Origin of the sequence: Streptomyces pyxinae, assembly GCF_024756275.1 — a bacterium.
GTDB classification, from domain to species: domain Bacteria; phylum Actinomycetota; class Actinomycetes; order Streptomycetales; family Streptomycetaceae; genus Streptomyces; species Streptomyces pyxinae.
In genome coordinates this window covers 38112-56047 of the sequence record NZ_JANUGQ010000022.1, presented here as the reverse complement: position 1 = coordinate 56047, position 17936 = coordinate 38112, and the positions used below count along the sequence as shown (strand labels likewise).

The following is a 17936-nucleotide window of genomic DNA, read 5'->3' as shown; positions in this document are numbered from 1 at the left end:
TCATGGCGTGGTGGGCTCCGGCCCGTACGCGCCGTCCCGCCCGGGGTGGACGGGTATGGACCCGCCCGCGTCACACAGCGCCGGCAGCCGGGCCATGCGGACGGGCGGGGCCACCGGGGCGAGGCCACCGGCCCCGTGCGGTGCCCGGCGGTGCGGACGCGGCGGGCTGTTGAAGCCGGAGGAGTCGCGGACGGTGACGCCGGACAGGTCGAGGGCCGGCCGCCGGCCGCGCCGCGGGGCCGTGGCGCCCTTCCGGTACAGACCCGGAGCCGTCTCCCGGTCCAGCTCCCCGGACAGAGCCAGGACCACCGGGCCCCGGCCCTCCCGGCTGGCGGGACGGCTCTCCGCGTGCGCGGTGAGACGTACGGCGGCGGTGTCGGCGGGCCCCGCGGCTTTCCCCGGGGCGGTCATGGCGGTGCGCACGGCGCGTCTCCCCGGCGTCGTTCAGTCGGTGGAGAGCGCCGCGAGGAGTTCTCCGGCCTGTGGGTCCGACAGCGCGCGGGCGACATCGGCCTGGGCCACCACCCCCACCAGGTCGTGCCCGTCGATCACGGGGAACCGCCGCGCCTTGTGCTCGGTCATGGTGCGCGGGATCTCCCGGGCGTCGTCGGCGGCGCCGGCGGTGACCGCCTCCCCCTGGGCGAGGTCACCGGCGGAGCAGGTGAGGGGATCCTGGCCGGCGCCCAGCACCGCCACGACGATGTCGCGGTCGGTGAGCAGGCCCTTGAGCCGGTTGTCCGTGCCGCGGACCGGCAGGGCTCTGACGCCGGGCTCCGTCATCTCCCGCGCCGCGTCCAGCACCGTCTCCCCGGCGCCCACGCATCGCGCGCCACCGGTCGTGATCTCGCGTGCCGTGGTCATCGCACGTGCCTCCTCCAGCAGGGGCGCCGGCTCTCCCGCCACGTCCGTGACCGGGCCGCTCGCGGCCTCCTGGTGCCCTCGCGCCCACCGGCGAACCCCGTTCACCAGCCGCTCGGCCGGAGCATTTCGCCATGGCGGCCGCGGCGTTCGTTTTCCGGCCGGCCGGTCCCTTCCCGGCGGGAAACCGGCGGGACCCGGGCGGAGTCGGGCGGTGGGAAGGCGGCCGCGTGCCGGGGGCGTCAGGCGCCCGGCCGGTGCAGGGTGGTGGCGGGCGGCGCCCCGTAGGCCGAGCGGTAGGCGGCGGCGAAGCGGCCCTGGTGGGTGAAGCCCCACTTCGTCGCGATCGCGGAAACGGTGGTGGTACGCGGGTTGGCGGCCTTCAGTTCGGCGTGGGCCCCGTCGAGGCGGACGCGGCGCAGATACCCCAGCGGCGTGGTGCCCGCGTGGCGGCTGAAGGCGTATTGCGCGGCGCGGGGCGTGACGTACGCCGCGGCGGCTATGTCGGCGAGGCCGATGTCACGGTGCGCGTTGTCCTCGATGTACGTCATCGCCCGGCGCAGGGTCTCGGTACCGGCGTCGCGGCTGTCCGCGCGGTGCGCCTCCTCGGCCAGAGCGGTGTTGGGCAGCGAGGCCAGGGCGACGGCCGCCAGATGCCGTACGGCGGTGGCGACCACCAGGCCGTCGGTGTCCGGGCCGGCGAGCACCTGGTCGCGCAGGAACGCCATGGTCGCGCCCAGCCGCCGGTTCGCCACGGCGTCGACCGCGCGGTGCCCCGTGAGTTCGACCGGCCCCCGGCCGCCACGGGAGCCGGTGGCGGCGACATCGGTCAGCAGGGCGGGGTCGAACATGGCGACCGTGTAGCGCGCGGCACGGACCTCACCCGTGTAGGGGCGGTCGGGCCGGGTGATCAGGAACGTCTCACCGGGGCCGTAGACCTCGTGGCGGCCGCCGGTGGTGTCCACCACCGTGCCCGCGTGGATGGACAGCAGGGTGACCTTGTTCAGCACACCGGCGTCGTAGGCCATCGTGTAGTCGAGGGCCAGCCGGTCGACGCTGATGCCCTGACCTGCCCTGCGGACGACCAGGGTGCGGGTGTCGTGCGGCCGGCCGCCGATCCGCATGGGCGTGTACGCCCGCGACATGAACTCCTCGGTCGCCTCCAGACTGCCGCTGTCGAAACGAAGGGTTTCCATCCACTGCCTTTCACTCTTCTCGCGCCGGTCCCGCGCCGGGCGCCTACCCCCGTTCGGGGAACCCGCTCCTCCCGACCGTACGTCCGGCGCCCCCCGGACCCCGAAGGGGCCGATCGCGCCGGGCTCGCCCGGTCCCCCCGTGACGGGCACGGAGCGGCGGGGCCTCGCCGGGGGTGGCACCGGCACGACCCTCCGGCCCCCGCCGGGCCGGTCCTGTCGCCGGCGCCCGCGCCGGGCCCTCCCGTGGCTCGCGGATTGCCCGTCGCCGCTGGTGACAGACCGCCGTCCGGCACGGACAACAGCCGGCGGGCGCAGGCTTCCGGCCGAGGACGGTGGCCCGGAGGAGCGGCCACCGCATGCGCACAAAGGGTCTGATCATGGGAAGTCCGACAGCGCCTTCCGCCATCGGCGCCCCGCGGCGGGGCCGTCTTGTCCTGGCCACCCTCGCGCTCGCCGCGGCTGCCGCTTGGCCTGGTGGCGCCCCCGGCCGCCGCGCAGGTCAGCGGCTGCGGCAAGGGCTGCGTCAACGGCCGGAAGGCGTGGGGAACCCGCACCTCCGGATCCGGGCGCTGGAGCCTGACCGTCCCGTGCCATTTCCGGGGCGCCAACACCGCCTACGGCGACGGCCCCGGCAGCATCTACGCCACCTGCCCCCAGACCTCGTACATCACCGGCATCAAGCTGCGTGCCGAGGTCTGAGACAACACGGGCCGGTCCCCCCACCGCGCAGCGACGGGGGGACCGGCCGCGTCCGGCGCGGGCGGCATGACCGGGGCCACCGGTGCGGCCCGAGCAGCGGCGGCCCGGCGGGCCCGGTGCCGCTCCGCCTCGTACGCCTTCGCCCGCGCCCCGGCCGCCGCGCCCCGGCGCGGTCGCGGCTCGGTGGCCGTGCGCCCGGTCTCCCCGGCACCCGGGCACCGCGGTGGCGGCGGCCGTACGGGCTCCGGCCCTGGTCACGGGTGGCTGACGGGCCGCCGGCCGCGGCGGAGGGGCCGCCGCGCCGGAACGTCCGCCGGACGCCAGGGGGCGACCTTCTGCGGCTCACGGTGGTCCAACCGCCTGAACCGACACGGGAGGAACACGGCTCATGCGTACCGGACGACCGTGAACAGCCCCGGTCGGCGTCGGCGTGGCGACGCTCCTCGTGCTCGCGGGCTCGGGCTGCACGGCGGCGTCCGAGGAAGCCGACACCAGGGGATACAGGCTCGCCCCGCCGCGGTCGGTCGGCGAGTACAAGGAGTACCGCCGGTACGGGAACATCCATGTCGGGACCGTGGACTGCGCGGGCGAGCCCACCGACGCGGACTGCTACGCGGCCAAGACGGAACTCCGGGGTATCGGTATCGAGCCGGATGACGCCAACAGAATCGTGCACGAAGCGACCGGCACGGGCGCCGACTACGTGACGGGCGGCCTCGATGCGGACGGTACCCGCCACCTGGTCTTCCGAGGCCTCCAGGGGCAGATCCCCGACCCCGGCGAAGCGGTCGCCCGTATGTTCCGCTCGATCGAGAAGGACGAGCGGTTCCCTTTCTCCTTCGACTACACGAAGTGGGTCGGCGGCCCCGAAACGTTCGAACTGGAGAACTCCGCGGACGCGGTGATGAGGTGCCGGAAGCGTCTGCACACCTTCAAGGACGTGTACCGGAACAGTGTGACGAGGACACCGGGCGTGATCTGCGTCTGGGCCGACCACAGCACCGTGGCCGCCACCGGGCTCCTGAACGCGTCCCCGTCGAGGCCGGCCGAACTCACCGCCGAGCTCTACCGGACTTCGCGCGTCAGGATGTGACCCGCTCGGCGGCGACCATGATGCGGGCGGCATCGCGCGGCACGCTCGGCGTGCCCGGCACGATCGCGACGGCGCACAGCGGCGGTACCGACAGGACACGCCGTCGAGCCGTGCGGCAGGAGGCTTCCGTGTTCCGCGTCGTCGGGTCGGCGGCCCGCAGCGTGCGGACGGCGTCCGCCCCGCTCCGCGGCGGAGCCGGTGGACGCCGTCCGGCCGGGCCCCGCCCGGCGGGTCGGGCCGCCGGGCGGAACGGCTTCAGTGACCGGCGCTTCCCGGAGGGTGACGGCGGTGGCGGCCGCACCCCGTCACTCGAACCGCTCGGTGCTCCCCGCCCCCCGCCGTACGATCTCCGCCTCGCCGCCGGAGAAGTCGATGACCGTCGTCGGCACCGTCCCGCAGTCCCCCGAGTCCAGCACCGCCTCCACCACGTGATCGAGCCGTTCCTTGATCTCCCAGCCCTGGGTCAGCGGCTCCTCCTCGCCCGGCAGGAGCAGGGTGCTGGAGAGCAGCGGTTCGCCCAGTTCGGCGAGGAGGGCCTGGGTCACGACATGGTCGGGGATGCGGACGCCGACCGTCTTCTTCTTGGGGTGCTGGAGCTGCCTGGGCACCTCGCGGGTCGCGGGCAGGATGAAGGTGTAGCTGCCGGGGGTGGCCGCCTTGATCGCCCGGAAGACGTCGTTGTCGATCTGGACGAATCTTCCGAGCTGCGCGAAGTCCTGGCAGACCAGGGTGAAGTGGTGCCGGTCGTCCAGGCCGCGGATCGTCCGGATCCGGTCGACGCCGCCCCGGTTGCCGAGCCGGCAGCCGAGGGCGTAGCAGGAGTCGGTGGGGTAGGCGACCAGCGCGTCGCCGCGGATCGCGTCGGCGACCGCGGTCACGGTGCGCTGCTGGGGGTTGTCCGGATGGACGTCGAAGTACCTGGCCATGGGGCGAGGGTACGGGGTCGGGGAGGCGGGCCGGACCCTGAGATGCCGCTCCCCGTCCGTGCGGGGCCCCGCCGCCGTGACGGTCCGGCTCCGGGTCCCGGGCCGGTCGGTACTGTGGGGGCACCCAGCAGGACACGAAGGAGGCACACCGGTGCCATCAGGCCAGCAGGCGCGCGCTCAGGCGGCCGCGATCACTCCGGGCAGACGCTCCCCGGAGGAGCCGGCACCGCCGACGGACCGGGTGCTGGCCCTGTTCGGCGGTCACCGCCTCTCCCCCGGCCAGCGGCGCATCGCGCGGTACATCGTCGACCATCTGACCGAGGCGGCGTTCCTCTCGATCACCGATCTGGCCGAGCGCGTGGGGGTGAGCCAGCCGTCGGTCACCCGGTTCGCCACATCGGTGGGGTACACGGGCTATCCGGCGCTGCGGGAGGCGCTCCAGCCGATCGCGCTGAGCGCGGTGGCGGGTTCGCCGGACTCGCGCGAGGAGATCCGGCGCAATGAGCTCCAGGCGGCGATCGACGCCGAGATCGAGAACCTGGAGAATCTGCGCCGCCTGCTCGCCGACCCCCACCAGGTGCTGGACGTGGGCCGCGAGCTGGCCTCCTCGGTGCCGCTGACGGTGCTGGGGCTGCGGATCTCGGTGTCCCTGGCGGAGTACTTCGCGTACGCGGCGCGCCGCGTCCTGCCCGATGTGCGGCTGGTGACCAGGGGCGGGAGCGTCGCCTACGACGCGCTGCTGCAGTCCCGGGAGGCGGGCGGCAGCTGGGTGCTGGCGTACGCGATGCCCCGGCACGCCCACGAGACGCTGGCCGCGCTGCGGGCGGCCCGGCGGACCGGGCTGCGGGTGGCGCTGATCACCGATCTGACGCTGGGCCCCCTGGTGGAGGAGGCCGATGTGACGCTCACCGCCGGTACCGGATCACGGCTGGTTTTCGACTCCTACTCGGCGCCGGGTGTGGTCTCGGCCGCGGTGCTTCAAGCCATGGCGGACGCCTTCCCGGAACGGACCCAGGCCCGGCTGGAAGGCTATGAACACGTCGCCGAGGAGCACTCCTTCTTCTTGGAGGACTGAGAGGGCCGCGCCGGTGGCCGTATTTTTTCGGCCACCGACGGACATGAAATTTTTCATACTCTTGCTTACTCAACGGTATATATGTTTACTGCTGCCACGCCCGTCGTCCGCCTCTCTCCCCGGACGCGGGGCGGAAACCGGACACTCAGTGGCGACGACTCCTCCTCACGTCGCCCCGTGGTGTTCATCCGGGCGTTCCGCTCTCCCCTCGCGGAACTCCCGAAGCGGCGGCCCCGGTCAACCCCTGGACCGGGGCCGCCGAAGGCCCGTGCCACGCGAGCGGCCGGGGCCCCGCCGGCTCAGGTGGCGGGGACGGTGGCCAGCCTCGCCCGGGCCGCCGCGAGCGCCTGTTCGACCTGTCGGGTGCCCGTGGCCACACAGAGCGTGTACGCCACGTCGTCCAGCCGGCGTTTCAGGTCGGGCGCGACGGCCGGCCCCCGGTCCGGCCCGCCGGCCGAGCACAGGGACTCATAGCGGGTCACGAGCTCGCGAAGCACTGCGGGATGCGCCAACAGCATGGACGTACCTGCCTTTCCCACGCCACGAACACCGAACCCCGAGAAACACAGCGAACACCGGGAGCACCGGGAAGCCGCGAGGGAGGCACGGGGACACCGGTCTCCCGGGGCCGGTCGGTGCGCCGGCCACCGGACCGGGGCGCCCTGCCCCGCACCGGGGTGTGCCCGCGACCACCGGTCCGCTTACGACATTGTGCGGCAACCCCGACGGGTTCGCTCCCCCGGCGCCCCGGGCCGGACGAGCCCCGCCGTGCTCCGTGCCGGGCTCCGTCGCCGTGCTCCATTGCCGTGAAGACCCGGCGCCCCGCGTCGGCGGCGGCGACGGCGCGGGTACGCATCGGACCATGACCGTGAACCCCATCGCCATGCAGAAGGCCCTCGGCGGGATCAGCTACCCCGCCGCCAAACAGGACATCGTCGACGCGGCCCGCTCGAACGGCGCCGACCAGGACATCGTCAGCGCCCTCGACGGCATCCCGGACAAGGAGTACGAGACCCCGGCGGAGGTGAGCAAGCAGGTGGGCAAGGAGTAACGCCCCACCGCACCGACCGCGCGCATCGCACGGCGCCCGGCCGCCCCGGTCTCCCCGGACGGCCGGGCGCCGTCGGCTGCGGGCACCGGACGCGCACCACCCCGGGCTCAGTCCCGGCGGGCGGTGACCAGCCGGCAGCGGGGTGCTCCGTCCGGCCGGGTGCCCAGAGCGGCGAGCGGGGGCGCCGTCACCGAGAACCCGGCCGCCGTCAGCTCCCGCACCACGTCCGGGAGGCGGAAGGTGCGGTAGTACATCACGAACGGCGGCCGCCGGAGCAGATTGCGCGCCCGCATGGCGGTGTCGAAGCCCCACAGCGCCCAGTACGGCACCGAGCCGACCGGCGGCGGCGCGGCGACCGGGAAGACGAACCGGCCGCCGGGCCGGAGCGCCCGGCGTACTCCGGCGAAGAGCGCGGGCCGCTCCCGGGGCAGGAAGTGCCCGAAGGCGCCGAAGCTCACCGCCAGGTCGAAGGCCCCGGTGAACGGCAGCTGCCGGGCATCGGCCCGGACCCACTCCGGCCGGGGCGCTCCGGGCCGCGGCGGATGCGCGGCGGCGGCGCGGGCGAGCATCCCGGCGCTGAAGTCGACACCGGTCACCCGCCGCGTACAGAGCTCGCGCAGCATCCCGGTGCCCGCCCCGGTGCCGCAGCAGAGGTCCAGACCGGCGCCGAACGGGCCGAGCGGGCGGAGCGCCCCGGCCACCGCCGTCAGCACCCGGTCCGGCGTCCGGTAGGGCGTGTGGTCGAACTTCGGGGCCAGCAGGTCGTAGCCGGCACGGGTGGAGGAGAGCGCCTGCCCGGCCAGTTCGCGGAGGGTCGGGCCCTGGGGGGAGAACATGGCGGCCCAGCCTAGTCACCGGGGCCGGGCGGCGGGCTTGCCGAGGCCCGGGCAGCCGCCCGACAGCCACCGGAGCCGCGCGCCGGAGCCGTACGGCGACCGCCGGACCCGTACGGCGGAGGCAGACGGGAAGGGACGGCGACGGGCCGGGCGCGCGCCGGGAACCGGCGTACCGGGGCGGGACTCAGATCATCTCCGCGTCGAGTACGTCGAAGGCCGCCAGGCCCGCCGCCTCGGCGGCCTTGCCGCCCGCGCCGGGCTGCTGGGACAGCTCCGCCCAGATGACCTTGCCGTCCGGGGTGTACCTGGTTCCCCAGCGCTCCGCGAGCTGGGCGACCAGGAAGAGGCCCCGGCCGCCCTCGTCGGTGGTGGCCGCGTACCGCAGATGCGGCGAGGTGTTGCTGGAGTCGGAGACCTCGCAGGTCAGCCCCCGGTCGTGGAGCAGCCGGACCCGGACCGGGGCGGCGCCGTAGCGGATGGCGTTGGTGATCAGCTCGCTGAGGATCAGTTCGGCGGCGAACGTCAGGTCGTCCAGCCCCCACTCCTCCAGCTTGCCGACGGCGGCGGCGCGCATCTTGCCGACCGCGCCCGGGTCGAAGGGCACCTCCCAGTCGGCCACCCGGTCGTCCGGCAGGGCCTTGGTGCGGGCGACCAGCAGGGCCACGTCGTCCTTGGGGTGCGCGGGCAGCAGGGCGTCCAGCACCACCCGGCAGGTGTCGTCGGGGGTGCGGTCGGCGGCGCCGGCCAGGGCCGTGCGGAGCAGTTCCAGGCCCACGTCGATGTCCCGGCTGCGGTCCTCGATCAGCCCGTCGGTGTAGAAGACCAGCCGGCTGCCCTCGGCCAGCTCCAGTTCGGCGGTCTCGAACGGTATCCCGCCGAGACCCAGCGGCGGCCCGGCCGGCAGGTCGGGGAACTCCACCCTCCCGCCGGGGTGCGCCAGGGCCGGCAGCGGATGGCCGGCCCGGGCCATCACGCACCGCCGGGAGACCGGGTCGTAGACCGCGTACAGGCAGGTGGCGCCCGTCATCCCGGCGCCGGTGTCCCGGTCGCCCTCGTCCATGTCGATCCGCCCCACCAGGTCGTCCAGCCGGCCGAGGAGTTCGTCCGGAGGCAGGTCCAGGGTGGAGAAGTTGTGCACCGCCGTGCGCAGCCGGCCCATGGTGGCGGCGGCGTGCAGCCCGTGGCCCACGACGTCCCCGACGACCAGCGCGACCCGGCTGCCGGGCAGCGGGATGACGTCGAACCAGTCGCCGCCGACCCCGGACTGGGCGGGCAGATAGCGGTGCGCCACCTCCAGGGCGCTCTGCTCGGGCAGGGCGCGGGGCAGCAGGCTGCGCTGGAGGGTGACCGCCATGGCGTGCTCGCGGGTGTAGCGGCGGGCGTTGTCGATGCAGACGGCGGCCCGGGTGACTAGCTCCTCGGCGAGCGCCAGGTCCTCGTCCTCGAAGGGCTCGGGCTTGCGGGAGCGCCAGAAGTTGGCCACGCCGAGGACGACGCCGCGCGCCTTGAGCGGGACGGTGATCAGCGAGTGGATGCCGTACGCGACGATGCTGTCGGCCCGCTCCGGGTCCTGGGCGCGCCAGCCGGGCGCCCGGGAGAGGCGCGGGACGATCTCCGCCCGCCCGGTGCCGTAGCCGCGCGCCTGCGGGGTGGACGGTACGAAGTCGATGCGCAGCCCGCGCGGATAGAGCGGGTGGTCGTCGCGGACCCCGCTGACGGCGGTGCGCCGCATGTCGGCGCCGTTGCGGGACGGCTCCTCGCCGCGCAGCACCGGGTCGGCCAGATCGACGGTCACATAGTCCGCGAACCGGGGTACGGCGACATCGGCCAGCTCCTGGGCGGTGCGCACCACGTCCAGGGTGGTGCCGATGCCCACTCCCGCGTCGTACAGCAGGTTGAGCCGGTTGCGGGCGCCCTCGGCACGGCCGGTGAGCGCCTGGAGCTCGGTGGTGTCCCGGATGGTGACGACGGTCCCGGCGGGTCCGCCGTCGCGGTCGGTCGGGCGCTGGTTGACGGCGAGCAGCCGGTCCGCCGACGGCACCACCTCGTCGGTGGCCTCGCGGCCGGACATCAGCAGCTCGGAGATGCCGGGGGCGAGTCCGGGCAGGTCGCGGATGCGGCGCCCCTCGGCGTCCGGCGGCAACCGGAGCAAACGTTCCGCCTCGTCATTGGCGAGCAGCAGCCGGCCGTCGCCCGCGACGATCACGACGCCCTCGCGCACCGAGTGGAGAACGGCGTCGTGGTGCTCGTACACCCGGGTCATCTCGGTGGGTCCGAGGCCGTGGGTCTGGCGCCGGAGCCGCCGGGCCACCAGGGCGGTCCCGGCGGTGGCGAGAGCGAGTCCGGAGGCGCTGATGGCCAGGATCAGCGGCAGCTGCCGGTCCACCACGCCGGTGACGTTCTTGACCTTGAGCCCGGCGGAGACCAGGGCGATCACCTCGCCGTCGGGGCCGGTCACCGGGACGACCGCCTGCATCTCGTCCCCGAGCGGGCCGTTCACCCGTTCGGTGTACACCCGGCCGGCCAGCGAGGGTTGGATGGTGCCGACGAAGCGGCCACCGATCCGCTCGGGCAGCGGGTGGGTGTAGCGGATGCCCCGGGTGTCCATGACCACGATGAAGTCGACCCCGGCCCGGGTCCTGGCCTGCTCGGTAAGCGGCTGAAGCTCGGCGGTCGGATCGGGCGAGGCCAGCGCCTCCCGCAGCCCCGGCGCGTACGCGAACGCCTCCGCGACGGCGACCGAGCGGTTGCGGGCCTCGCGGTCGCTGTCGTGCCGGGACTGGAGGAGCAGGGCCAGGACCGCCCCGAGCACCAGCAGCACCACGAGCGCCACTTGCAGGACGAACACCTGCCCGGCGACGCTCCGGGGGCGCCGCTCGGTCAGTGACCGAACCGATACCCGGCGGAACCGGTCGAGAAGGGTGACCACGCTCATTTCTAACACTGTGACGGCGGTCACGACCATGAGTGGGCGCCCGCTCGCGCAAGAACCGGAACCGGGCGGTAACCGGAAGCCCGGCGGCGAGGGGCCCGTGCGGGCCCGGTGAGCGACGGCCCCGTCGGCGGCGGTCCGGTGGAGACCGCCGCGTGCGGTGGCCGTACGGCCGTCCCGCACGAAGGCGCCCCCGTACGGCGGCGGTCCGGCGCGGGCCGTCGCCGCGCCGGTGCTGCCGCCCGGGAGGCCGGCGCGGTCTTCCGGCCCGGCCCGCGCGGAATTCCGGCCCGGGGGGGGCGGGGCCGGGGCACGCGGCCCGGGTACGGGCACGGGGCCGCGCGGTCCGGACACGGTCCCGGATCAGCGGCGGCCTCGCTTCCGCTGTCCCTTCTGCCGTTCCTTCCGCCGCTCCTCGTCCTCGTCGCAGAGGGCCATCAGCCGCCGGGTGTCCTCGGACAGCTCCAGGGGCTTGGCGTCCTCCTCCTCGACGTTCACCCCCGCGTCCCGGAGCTGCTGGTTCTGGACCAGGACCGGGGGACAGGGGTCGGGGTCCGAGGGGCGGGGCGGCTCGGGGCCGTCCGGGCCGATCCGGACCAGCCGCTCCACCCGGACGATCCGGAAGCGGCGGCCCGCCACCTCCAGTTCGTCGCAGCGCTGGGCGTCGATGCGGTCGGCGGCCTCGTTGTAGGGCTCGCGCTCGGCGGGGCTGAGCTTCTCCTCCCAGGGGATCATCACCCGGAGCCGGTCGGCGATGCCGTCCCGGGCCGACTGGGGCGTGGCGTAGCAGACGGTGGAGTCCGGGCGCCACACCCCGCCGATCCGCTCGGAGGTCATGAAGGCGGCGGGCATCAGCACCCCGCCGGGATGGGTCCGGGCGGCCAGCAGGGAGTCGTGCCGGACATCCTCGGGGACCGATCCGACGGGGCGGACCAGGCCGAGCAGCTCGGTCTTGAGGATGCCCTCGGACATCCCGGTGGGGGACGCCGGGTCGATGACGAACCCCTCGGAAGGATCGGGCGCCCCGAAGCTCTCGCCCGCCCGGAGGGCGTCGGCGTCGGAGGGGCGCGGCGGCTCGGGCCCGTCGGGGCCGGAGCGGATGAAGCACTCGGCCCGGATCACCCGGTAGCGGACACCGAGGACGGTCAGCTCGTCCAGCGCCTCGCCCTCCAGCCGCTCCGCCGCCGCCATGGCCTCGTCGTGTCCGGCGGTGTCGCCGTTCTCCGCCTTGACGCGCTGGGCGAGATCGCGGAACTCCGGCCCCAGATCGTCCCGGGACATCTGCGGATAGCGGTTGCAGAAGGGGCCGAGCACTTCCCAGCCGCCCGCCTCCCGCTCGCGGACCAGTCCGAAGACGGGGTCACCGGCCGAGAGGATGTCGGGGTACTTGTCCCGGGCCTGCCACGCCTCCAGATCGGCGACGACGGCCACCGGCTCCTCGGGCGCGGTGATGCGGATCTTGCGGTAGGACGGCACATTCTCCACCGATTCGGTCATGCCAGCAGCTTGCCGCTCGCGGCACGGCTTCGGAGGCGTTTCCGGCAAAGAGCGCACCGCCGGGTGCACCTGCGGTACACGGGTCCCGGACCGGGCCCGGACCGGCCGGTGGATCCGGGGCCGGCCGGCGGTCAGCGCACCCCTCGGGGGCGGAACTGGACGCTGATCCGGGGGCCGGCGCCCCGGGCCGTCTTGGGTACGGCGTGTTCCCAGGTGCGCTGGCAGGAGCCGCCCATCACGACCAGGTCCCCGTGGCCGAGGGGCACCCGCCGGGCCGGCGCCCCGCCCCCACGGGGCCGCAGGGCGAGGTCGCGCGGTTCACCGACGGAGACGATGGCGACCATGGTGTCCTCGCGGGAGCCGCGCCCGATCCGGTCGCCGTGCCAGGCGACGCTGTCCCGGCCGTCCCGGTAGTAGCAGAGGCCCGCCGTCACGAAGGGCTCGCCCAGTTCGGCGGCGTACCGGGCGGAGAGCGCGTCCCGGGCCGCGTCCAGCGCGGGGTGCGGGAGCGGGTCGGCGGCGCCGTAGAAGGCGAGCAGCCGGGGCACGGCGACCTCGCGGTCGTACATGCGGCGCCGCTCGGCCCGCCAGGGCACCGTACGGGCGAGGTGGACGAAGAGGGCGTCGGCCCCGCTCAGCCACCCCGGCAGCAGATCGAGCCAGGCCCCGTCGCCCAGCACCGAGCGGCGGACACCGGTCAGCGGGCCGGGCCCGATCCCGCCGGCCCCGTCCGTACCGCCGGCGCGGCCGGCCGGGTCGATCGGGTCGGTCTGATCGAACAGGGAGCCCTGGAGGTGCGCGGCCATGGGGGCAGCGTACCCATGAATCGAACTAGCGTCCTATTTGATCACGGTCGCTCACCTACCGGCGGCTCGGCCGGCCGGCTTCCGGCGATCGCCCGGTCACCGGCCGGTGACCGTTCGGTGCCTGTGGTTCCGCCGGTGGCCGCCTGGCGCACGCGCTCCCGCCGGTGCCCGGCCTGCGCGTCCATGCCCCGCGCTCCGCCGTACTCCCGTCGACGGCTGCCCGTACTCCCCCGTCGACAGGGGTGGCTCACTCCCCCGCCAGCAGGGCGTGGGCGGTGGCGACGAACCGGTCCCGCCGGCGGAAGCGGCGGGTGCAGAGGGCCGCCACGGCGGTCCCGGTCTCCGGATGGAAGCCGAGGAACGCCTGCTGGCCGCTGGTGGCCCCGGCGTGGAAGTACATCGGCCCGTGGTCCGTGGGGTGCTGGAACCAGGCCAGGGTGTGGGTGTGCCGGTGACCGGCCCCGCGCCGCAGCACCGGCCGCCGCAGCGCGCGCAGCTCCGCCGCGGCCGGCGAGCGCCCGGGGTCGAGGTGGGCCTCCAGCAGGGTGAGCAGATCACCGGGGCGCGCCCGGACCGCGCCCGCCGCCCGGAAGCCGCCGATCCGCAGGGGCGGCACCGGGGTACGGCCGTCCGCGCGGTGGCCGGTGGCGTCCCCGGCCGAGCCGTCGCCGGGCACGGTGGTGGTGCCGGTCAGCCCGAGCGGGGTCAGCACCCGGTCGGCGAGCAGGGTGTCCCAGGGCACACCGGTGGCGGCCACCAGGGCATGGCCCAGCACCGCCACCCCGAAGTTGGAGTAGCGCCAGCGGGTGCCGGGGCGGTGGCGGGGACGGGCCCGGAGGAAGGCGCGGACGACCCGCTCCGGGGGGTAGTCGGCGTACGGGTTGGTGGACCACGCGCGCAGGGCCCGGGGGTAGAGGTCGGCGGGCAGCGGCGGGAGCCCGGAGGTGTGGGTGATCAGATGGGTGAGGGTGATCGGCGCCCGGCCCACCGGGCGGCCCGGCAGCAGCTGGGCGACGGCCGGGGCGTTCCCGGCCACCTCGCCGTTCGCGGCCAGCCGGGCCAGCAGCAGGGCGGTGTACGGCTTGGACGCCGAGCCCAGTTCATAGCGCAGCTCCTCCCGGGGCACGGGCGGCGGCGGGGCGGTGCCGCCCGAGCGGACGGTGCGCCGGCCGTTCCGGGAGAGGGCGAAGACCACGTCGGGGGCGTCCACCGCGCGGACCGCCGCCGCCAGCCGGGCCCCGTCGGAGCCGGGCGGATCGAAGCCGGGCCCGTCGGGGTCCGGCCGCCCGGGTCCGGCGTCCGGGACGTCGCTCGCGGGCCCGCCCGGAGCCGGTCCGCCGGGTTCCGTGCCCGCCCCGGGTGCTCCCCGCGCCGCGCTCGCCCCGGCCTCGCCCGGCGGCCCGGCCGCCCCGGACTCCCCGGCCGCCCCGGACTCCCCTGGCGCCGCGCTCACACCGGGTCCGCCGGGCCCTGGCCCGCCGGATCGGCGGAGAGCAGCGCCAGTGCCCGGGAAGTGGCCAGCACCGAGGCGAAGGCGGCGACCAGGGTGGAGTGGTACACCACGTCGAAGACCTCGTCGGGGTCGCCCTCCGGCATGGCGTCGATGGCGGGCATCGCGCCGTCCGGCTGCTGGGCGGCGGCGAATCCGGCCCAGGCGCGGGCGTCCAGGGTCGGCCGGGGCAGGCAGGCGTCCACCACGAGGAGTTCGCCCAGCAGGTCCCAGCGCTTCAGGTCCAGCCAGTCGTCCAGCCAGACCGGCAGCCAGAGGGCGAGGTACTCCGCCACATCGGCCGGCAGGCCGTCCGGGTTCTCGCCCCAGTCGGTGAGATGGAAGACGGTGTGGGTGATGTCGTAGCCGGTGTGGCCCTCGACCGTCCAGGGCTCGGGCCGGTGTCCCAGCCAGGTGCGCTCGGCGGCCTCCGGCAGCGGCACCCCGGGCAGCAGCCCGTACCGGTTCTCGAAGGCGGAGAGGCCGAGCCGCCGGACCGGGGTGTATTCGCGGTCGGTCCAGCTGCTGGTCCGGTGGCACAGCTCGACCATCCGCTCCAGCTCGGGCTCGTGGTAACCCAGTTCCCTGAAGGGCAGGTACACCTCGAACGGGATCGGTGACAGCGGCTCGGTCCGCTGACCGCGCACCAGCATCCGGCCGCCGTCCAGGTGTTCCCGCCAGGCGTGGTCGATGAGCTTGCGGGCGAGGTCGGTCTGCCGGGAGCCGGACACCCCCTCGCGGAACAACACCTTCGCGATCAGGGCGAGTTCACCGATGGGCTTGAACCGCTGGAGAAAGCCGGTCTCCGGATCGGCGTCCGGCTCCAGCCGGAACCGGTCCCGCTCGGCGTGGAGCCATTCGACGGCCCCCACGCCCACGGCGTGGACGAGTCGGGTGTCGGCGGATGCGATGGCCATGGTCATGACGGACCTTCCCGGCCGGCCGGTGCCGGGTCCCGGCGGAACCGGGCCGCGACCAGGGTCCCGGCGAAGACGGCCATCAGCGTGGAGTGGTAGCAGTGGGCGAAGTCGCGCGGTACGGGCCCACCCTGACTCCCCGGTCCCACCTCCGGGATGGCGCCCCCGGCGTCCCGCGCCCCGGCGAGCAGGGACCAGACGGACGCGGACCGGGCCGTCTCCGGGCCCGACCGGAGAGCGGCGGGCCGGGGCGGGTGGCCGGAGCGCCCGGGCGCCGGGGCGTCCGGCAGGCTCGCGGCGACGGCCAGCAGTTCGCAGCCGAGGTCCCACTGCTCGTCGTCGAGACAACCGTCGAGCCAGGCCGGCAGCCAGTCGTCCAGATAGCCGGCGAGCCCCGGCGGGATGCCCCGCGGCCACCGCCCCCAGTCGGTGAGGTGGAAGACCACATGGGTCAGGGTGTAGCCGGCGGCGCGTTCGAAGAGCCAGGGCTCCGGAAGCGCGCCCAGCCAGGTGATGTCCAACCCCGCCGGGTCCGTCGGCCCGCTGTCCGTCGGCCCGCCGTCCGGTCGCACCGCGTCCGCCGCCGGGCCGGGCCGGACACCGTACGGCCCCGCTTCCGCGCCGGACACCCCGGCGGCCGGGAACGGCGCCGGCCCGGACCTCAGCCCGGCGCGGCGCTCGGCGTTCCGCACGCCCAGCCGCCGGTTGGGGTGCATCTCGGTGGCGCGCCAGCTCCGGGTACGGACCAGGGAGCCGGCCAACTCCTCGTAGCCCGGGTGCCGGTAGCCGGCGGAGGCGAAGACGGCGTATACCTCCAGCGGATAGGTGGCGGCGGGCTCCAGGCGCTGGAGGTCGAGGAGCAGGGCGCCCTCGCCGGTCTCCCGCCAGGCGAAGTCCAGCAGTTCGCCGGCGATCCGCCGGGCCGGGCCGCCGGGGGCGCCGTGCGAGCGCACCCGGGCGCACACCTGGGCCAGTTCGCCGAGCGGCTTCCAGGAGCGGTTGACGTCGGCGGCCGGATCCAGCGCGTCCGGGCCCAGCCGGAAGCCGTCCCGGTGGGCGGCGACCCAGTCCAGCGAGGTCCGGGTCACCTCCACGAGGTCCTCGGGCAGGCCCCCCGGGCGGGGACGGGGGCCCCGGGAGCCGGCGGGACGAACGGGCGCCGCCGGCGCGGTCGCCACCACCCCGCCGCCGGCCGGGTGCCCGCCACCGGCCCCGGTCGCGTACCCGTCACCCCCGGCCCCGGCCGCGTACCCGCCGTCGCCGGGGGCAGGGCGCTCGCCGTTTCCGGGGGTCACACCGGCACCCCCGTCCGCAGCAGCCCGGCCGCCCGCAAGTGAAGGACGACCCTCGGGTCCGTACCGCCCATCAGCCCCACGAACTCGAGACCGGTGCCGAGTCCCAGGGTGTCCGGTACGCCGTCCAGCAGGGTCAGCCAGCGTCCGGCGCCCGCCGCCTGGAGCCAGTCGCGCCGGCGTACGGCACGGACGAAGCCCCGGGCCACGTCGACCGGCCGGGCCGCGGCGACCCGGGCGATCCCGGAGTCGCAGCCGGGTACGGCGAGGGCGGCCAGGACGGCGAGCTGATGGGTCAGCACCGGCCAGGGGGCGTACTCGAGCCAGGCCGTGTCGGGTTCGGCGGTGGCACCGCCCGGTTCCCCGCTGCCGCCCGGTTCCGCGCTGCCGGGCGCGAGGCGGCGCAGGGCGCCGGCCATCGCCCAGTGGCTCCACGCCGTGGTGGGCGCGGGCGAGGCGCCGGGCGGAAACGCCCGTACGGCGCGCGCGACCAGCGCGACGGCGGCGGGGTCGGCGGGCCGGAACGACAGAGCGTCCGGCAACAGGGTGTCGGCGCCGAGGACGCGTACGGCGGCGACGGTGATCTCATCGTCACCCGTGCTCGGGGGGAAGGCCCCGCCCACAGGGGAGTGGCCCCCGCTCCGAAGAGCGGAGACCACCTGTGCGGCGAGGTCCCGCACCGCGTCACTGAGACGGGTGGTAGGACCGGACTGATCCATTCAGTCCTCCGTCAGCCCTTCTTGGGCCGGGGAGTGGGAGGCGCGAGGAGGAGCTTGCCGCCGCCGCCGAGCAGGGCCAGCGCCGCGCACTCGCGGGTGTCCCGGTAGAAGCCGTCAACCTCGATGGGGTTGAGAGCGGACTCGATCTCGGTGTCCAGAAGCTTGGTGCGGTCCTGAACCTCGGGGTCGATGGAAGACATACCACCATCTCCTTGGTCTGCCGTAGAGACTGCAGTTCCTCCGTCCAGTGGACCGCACCCTGACAAAGCATGCAAATGCGGACAATTGCCACGACCGATCGTGGCTGGTCACGGCCCCTCACTCCCCCACTCACCCGGCGCCGGGTGACATGCCGTTATCGTCCAATTTTCAACGGCAAGTTGAAGGTGCAATATTCACCTGGGCAACCACCCGTTCGCCGTAACCCCACCCCCGTCTGCCACGGCCCGTTGGCGCGTTTTCCCGGCATGCCCTCTAGATGGACCGACGCGCCCTCCTGGCGCGTTCCTGACCGACACGGTGTGTGCCTCACCGCGACGCACGGCGAACG

Annotated in this window: 18 protein-coding genes; 4 read left to right on the top strand and 14 right to left on the bottom strand. The window is 75.1% G+C overall.

What is annotated here, in order from left to right; translation table 11 throughout:
* From NX801_RS22800 to NX801_RS22790, 3 genes are all read right to left on the bottom strand, one after another.
* The gene (locus NX801_RS22800) at window positions 1–423 is read right to left on the bottom strand and encodes an STAS domain-containing protein (RefSeq protein ID WP_258789721.1); all 423 of its coding nucleotides are present in this window, start codon (window positions 421–423) and stop codon (window positions 1–3) included.
* 21 nt (window positions 424–444) lie between these two features.
* Complete coding sequence (locus NX801_RS22795; RefSeq protein ID WP_258789720.1) at window positions 445–861, bottom strand: CBS domain-containing protein; 417 nt, start codon at window positions 859–861, stop codon at window positions 445–447.
* 239 nt (window positions 862–1100) lie between these two features.
* A complete protein-coding gene (locus NX801_RS22790) occupies window positions 1101–2054 on the bottom strand; it encodes a helix-turn-helix transcriptional regulator (RefSeq protein WP_258789719.1) in 954 nt (317 codons plus the stop codon).
* 474 nt (window positions 2055–2528) lie between these two features.
* Here NX801_RS22790 and NX801_RS22785 point away from each other — a divergent pair, with 474 nt between their 5' ends.
* Together NX801_RS22785 and NX801_RS22780 are read left to right on the top strand one after the other, a co-directional pair.
* Window positions 2529–2753: a hypothetical protein gene (locus NX801_RS22785; protein ID WP_258789718.1), complete on the top strand. Its 225-nt coding sequence runs from the start codon at window positions 2529–2531 to the stop codon at window positions 2751–2753.
* A 430-nt stretch (window positions 2754–3183) separates the two neighbouring features.
* A complete protein-coding gene (locus NX801_RS22780; RefSeq protein ID WP_258789717.1) occupies window positions 3184–3846 on the top strand; it encodes a hypothetical protein in 663 nt (220 codons plus the stop codon).
* A gap of 305 nt (window positions 3847–4151) precedes the next feature.
* Here NX801_RS22780 and NX801_RS22775 read toward each other — a convergent pair whose 3' ends face one another.
* Window positions 4152–4772: an L-threonylcarbamoyladenylate synthase gene (locus NX801_RS22775; protein WP_258789716.1), complete on the bottom strand. Its 621-nt coding sequence runs from the start codon at window positions 4770–4772 to the stop codon at window positions 4152–4154.
* A 151-nt stretch (window positions 4773–4923) separates the two neighbouring features.
* Between NX801_RS22775 and NX801_RS22770 the strand changes: the two genes are divergently transcribed.
* Window positions 4924–5847, top strand: a complete 924-nt coding sequence (locus NX801_RS22770) for a MurR/RpiR family transcriptional regulator (RefSeq protein ID WP_258789714.1) — start codon at window positions 4924–4926, stop codon at window positions 5845–5847.
* A 299-nt stretch (window positions 5848–6146) separates the two neighbouring features.
* On the opposite strand, the gene NX801_RS22765 is transcribed toward NX801_RS22770, so the two are convergent.
* Window positions 6147–6365 (bottom strand): DUF5133 domain-containing protein, encoded by a 219-nt coding sequence (locus NX801_RS22765; protein ID WP_258789712.1) that lies wholly within the window; start codon window positions 6363–6365, stop codon window positions 6147–6149.
* A gap of 344 nt (window positions 6366–6709) precedes the next feature.
* Between NX801_RS22765 and NX801_RS22760 the strand changes: the two genes are divergently transcribed.
* Complete coding sequence (locus NX801_RS22760) at window positions 6710–6898, top strand: DUF2795 domain-containing protein (protein WP_258789710.1); 189 nt, start codon at window positions 6710–6712, stop codon at window positions 6896–6898.
* Window positions 6899–7005: 107 nt separating this feature from the next.
* Here the strand turns inward: NX801_RS22760 and NX801_RS22755 are convergent, their stop codons facing one another.
* From NX801_RS22755 to NX801_RS22715, 9 genes are all read right to left on the bottom strand, one after another.
* Window positions 7006–7734: a class I SAM-dependent methyltransferase gene (locus tag NX801_RS22755; protein ID WP_258789709.1), complete on the bottom strand. Its 729-nt coding sequence runs from the start codon at window positions 7732–7734 to the stop codon at window positions 7006–7008.
* A 184-nt stretch (window positions 7735–7918) separates the two neighbouring features.
* Window positions 7919–10669 (bottom strand): SpoIIE family protein phosphatase, encoded by a 2751-nt coding sequence (locus NX801_RS22750; protein WP_258789708.1) that lies wholly within the window; start codon window positions 10667–10669, stop codon window positions 7919–7921.
* Between the two features lie 360 nt (window positions 10670–11029).
* Complete coding sequence (locus tag NX801_RS22745) at window positions 11030–12163, bottom strand: DUF5954 family protein (RefSeq protein WP_258789707.1); 1134 nt, start codon at window positions 12161–12163, stop codon at window positions 11030–11032.
* Window positions 12164–12294: 131 nt separating this feature from the next.
* A complete protein-coding gene (locus NX801_RS22740) occupies window positions 12295–12969 on the bottom strand; it encodes an alpha-ketoglutarate-dependent dioxygenase AlkB family protein (RefSeq protein WP_258789706.1) in 675 nt (224 codons plus the stop codon).
* A gap of 247 nt (window positions 12970–13216) precedes the next feature.
* On the bottom strand, window positions 13217–14422 hold the full coding sequence (locus NX801_RS22735; RefSeq protein ID WP_258789705.1) for a serine hydrolase domain-containing protein: 1206 nt from the start codon (window positions 14420–14422) through the stop codon (window positions 13217–13219).
* A complete protein-coding gene (locus tag NX801_RS22730) occupies window positions 14419–15375 on the bottom strand; it encodes a DUF6895 family protein (protein WP_258789704.1) in 957 nt (318 codons plus the stop codon). Before NX801_RS22730 ends, NX801_RS22735 begins: the two co-directional genes overlap by 4 nt.
* 2 nt (window positions 15376–15377) lie before the next feature.
* Window positions 15378–16469, bottom strand: coding sequence for a DUF6895 family protein (locus NX801_RS22725; RefSeq protein WP_428986203.1), 1092 nt, complete (start codon window positions 16467–16469; stop codon window positions 15378–15380).
* A 197-nt stretch (window positions 16470–16666) separates the two neighbouring features.
* Window positions 16667–17386, bottom strand: coding sequence for a hypothetical protein (locus tag NX801_RS22720; protein ID WP_258789702.1), 720 nt, complete (start codon window positions 17384–17386; stop codon window positions 16667–16669).
* 11 nt (window positions 17387–17397) lie between these two features.
* Complete coding sequence (locus NX801_RS22715; RefSeq protein WP_258789701.1) at window positions 17398–17586, bottom strand: hypothetical protein; 189 nt, start codon at window positions 17584–17586, stop codon at window positions 17398–17400.
* Window positions 17587–17936: the final 350 nt, after the last annotated feature.

Excerpts from the sequence above, each read along its gene's own strand:
- NX801_RS22745 (WP_258789707.1), bottom strand. The coding sequence starts at position 12,163 with ATGACCGAATCGGTGGAGAATGTGCCGTCCTACCGCAAGATCCGCATC.
- NX801_RS22765 (WP_258789712.1), bottom strand. The coding sequence starts at position 6,365 with ATGCTGTTGGCGCATCCCGCAGTGCTTCGCGAGCTCGTGACCCGCTAT.
- NX801_RS22750 (WP_258789708.1), bottom strand. The coding sequence starts at position 10,669 with ATGAGCGTGGTCACCCTTCTCGACCGGTTCCGCCGGGTATCGGTTCGG.
- NX801_RS22760 (WP_258789710.1), top strand. The coding sequence starts at position 6,710 with ATGACCGTGAACCCCATCGCCATGCAGAAGGCCCTCGGCGGGATCAGC.
- NX801_RS22730 (WP_258789704.1), bottom strand. The coding sequence starts at position 15,375 with ATGGCCATCGCATCCGCCGACACCCGACTCGTCCACGCCGTGGGCGTG.
- NX801_RS22715 (WP_258789701.1), bottom strand. The coding sequence starts at position 17,586 with ATGTCTTCCATCGACCCCGAGGTTCAGGACCGCACCAAGCTTCTGGAC.
- NX801_RS22755 (WP_258789709.1), bottom strand. The coding sequence starts at position 7,734 with ATGTTCTCCCCCCAGGGCCCGACCCTCCGCGAACTGGCCGGGCAGGCG.
- NX801_RS22775 (WP_258789716.1), bottom strand. The coding sequence starts at position 4,772 with ATGGCCAGGTACTTCGACGTCCATCCGGACAACCCCCAGCAGCGCACC.
- NX801_RS22740 (WP_258789706.1), bottom strand. The coding sequence starts at position 12,969 with ATGGCCGCGCACCTCCAGGGCTCCCTGTTCGATCAGACCGACCCGATC.
- NX801_RS22795 (WP_258789720.1), bottom strand. The coding sequence starts at position 861 with ATGACCACGGCACGCGAGATCACGACCGGTGGCGCGCGATGCGTGGGC.
- NX801_RS22720 (WP_258789702.1), bottom strand. The coding sequence starts at position 17,386 with ATGGATCAGTCCGGTCCTACCACCCGTCTCAGTGACGCGGTGCGGGAC.
- NX801_RS22790 (WP_258789719.1), bottom strand. The coding sequence starts at position 2,054 with ATGGAAACCCTTCGTTTCGACAGCGGCAGTCTGGAGGCGACCGAGGAG.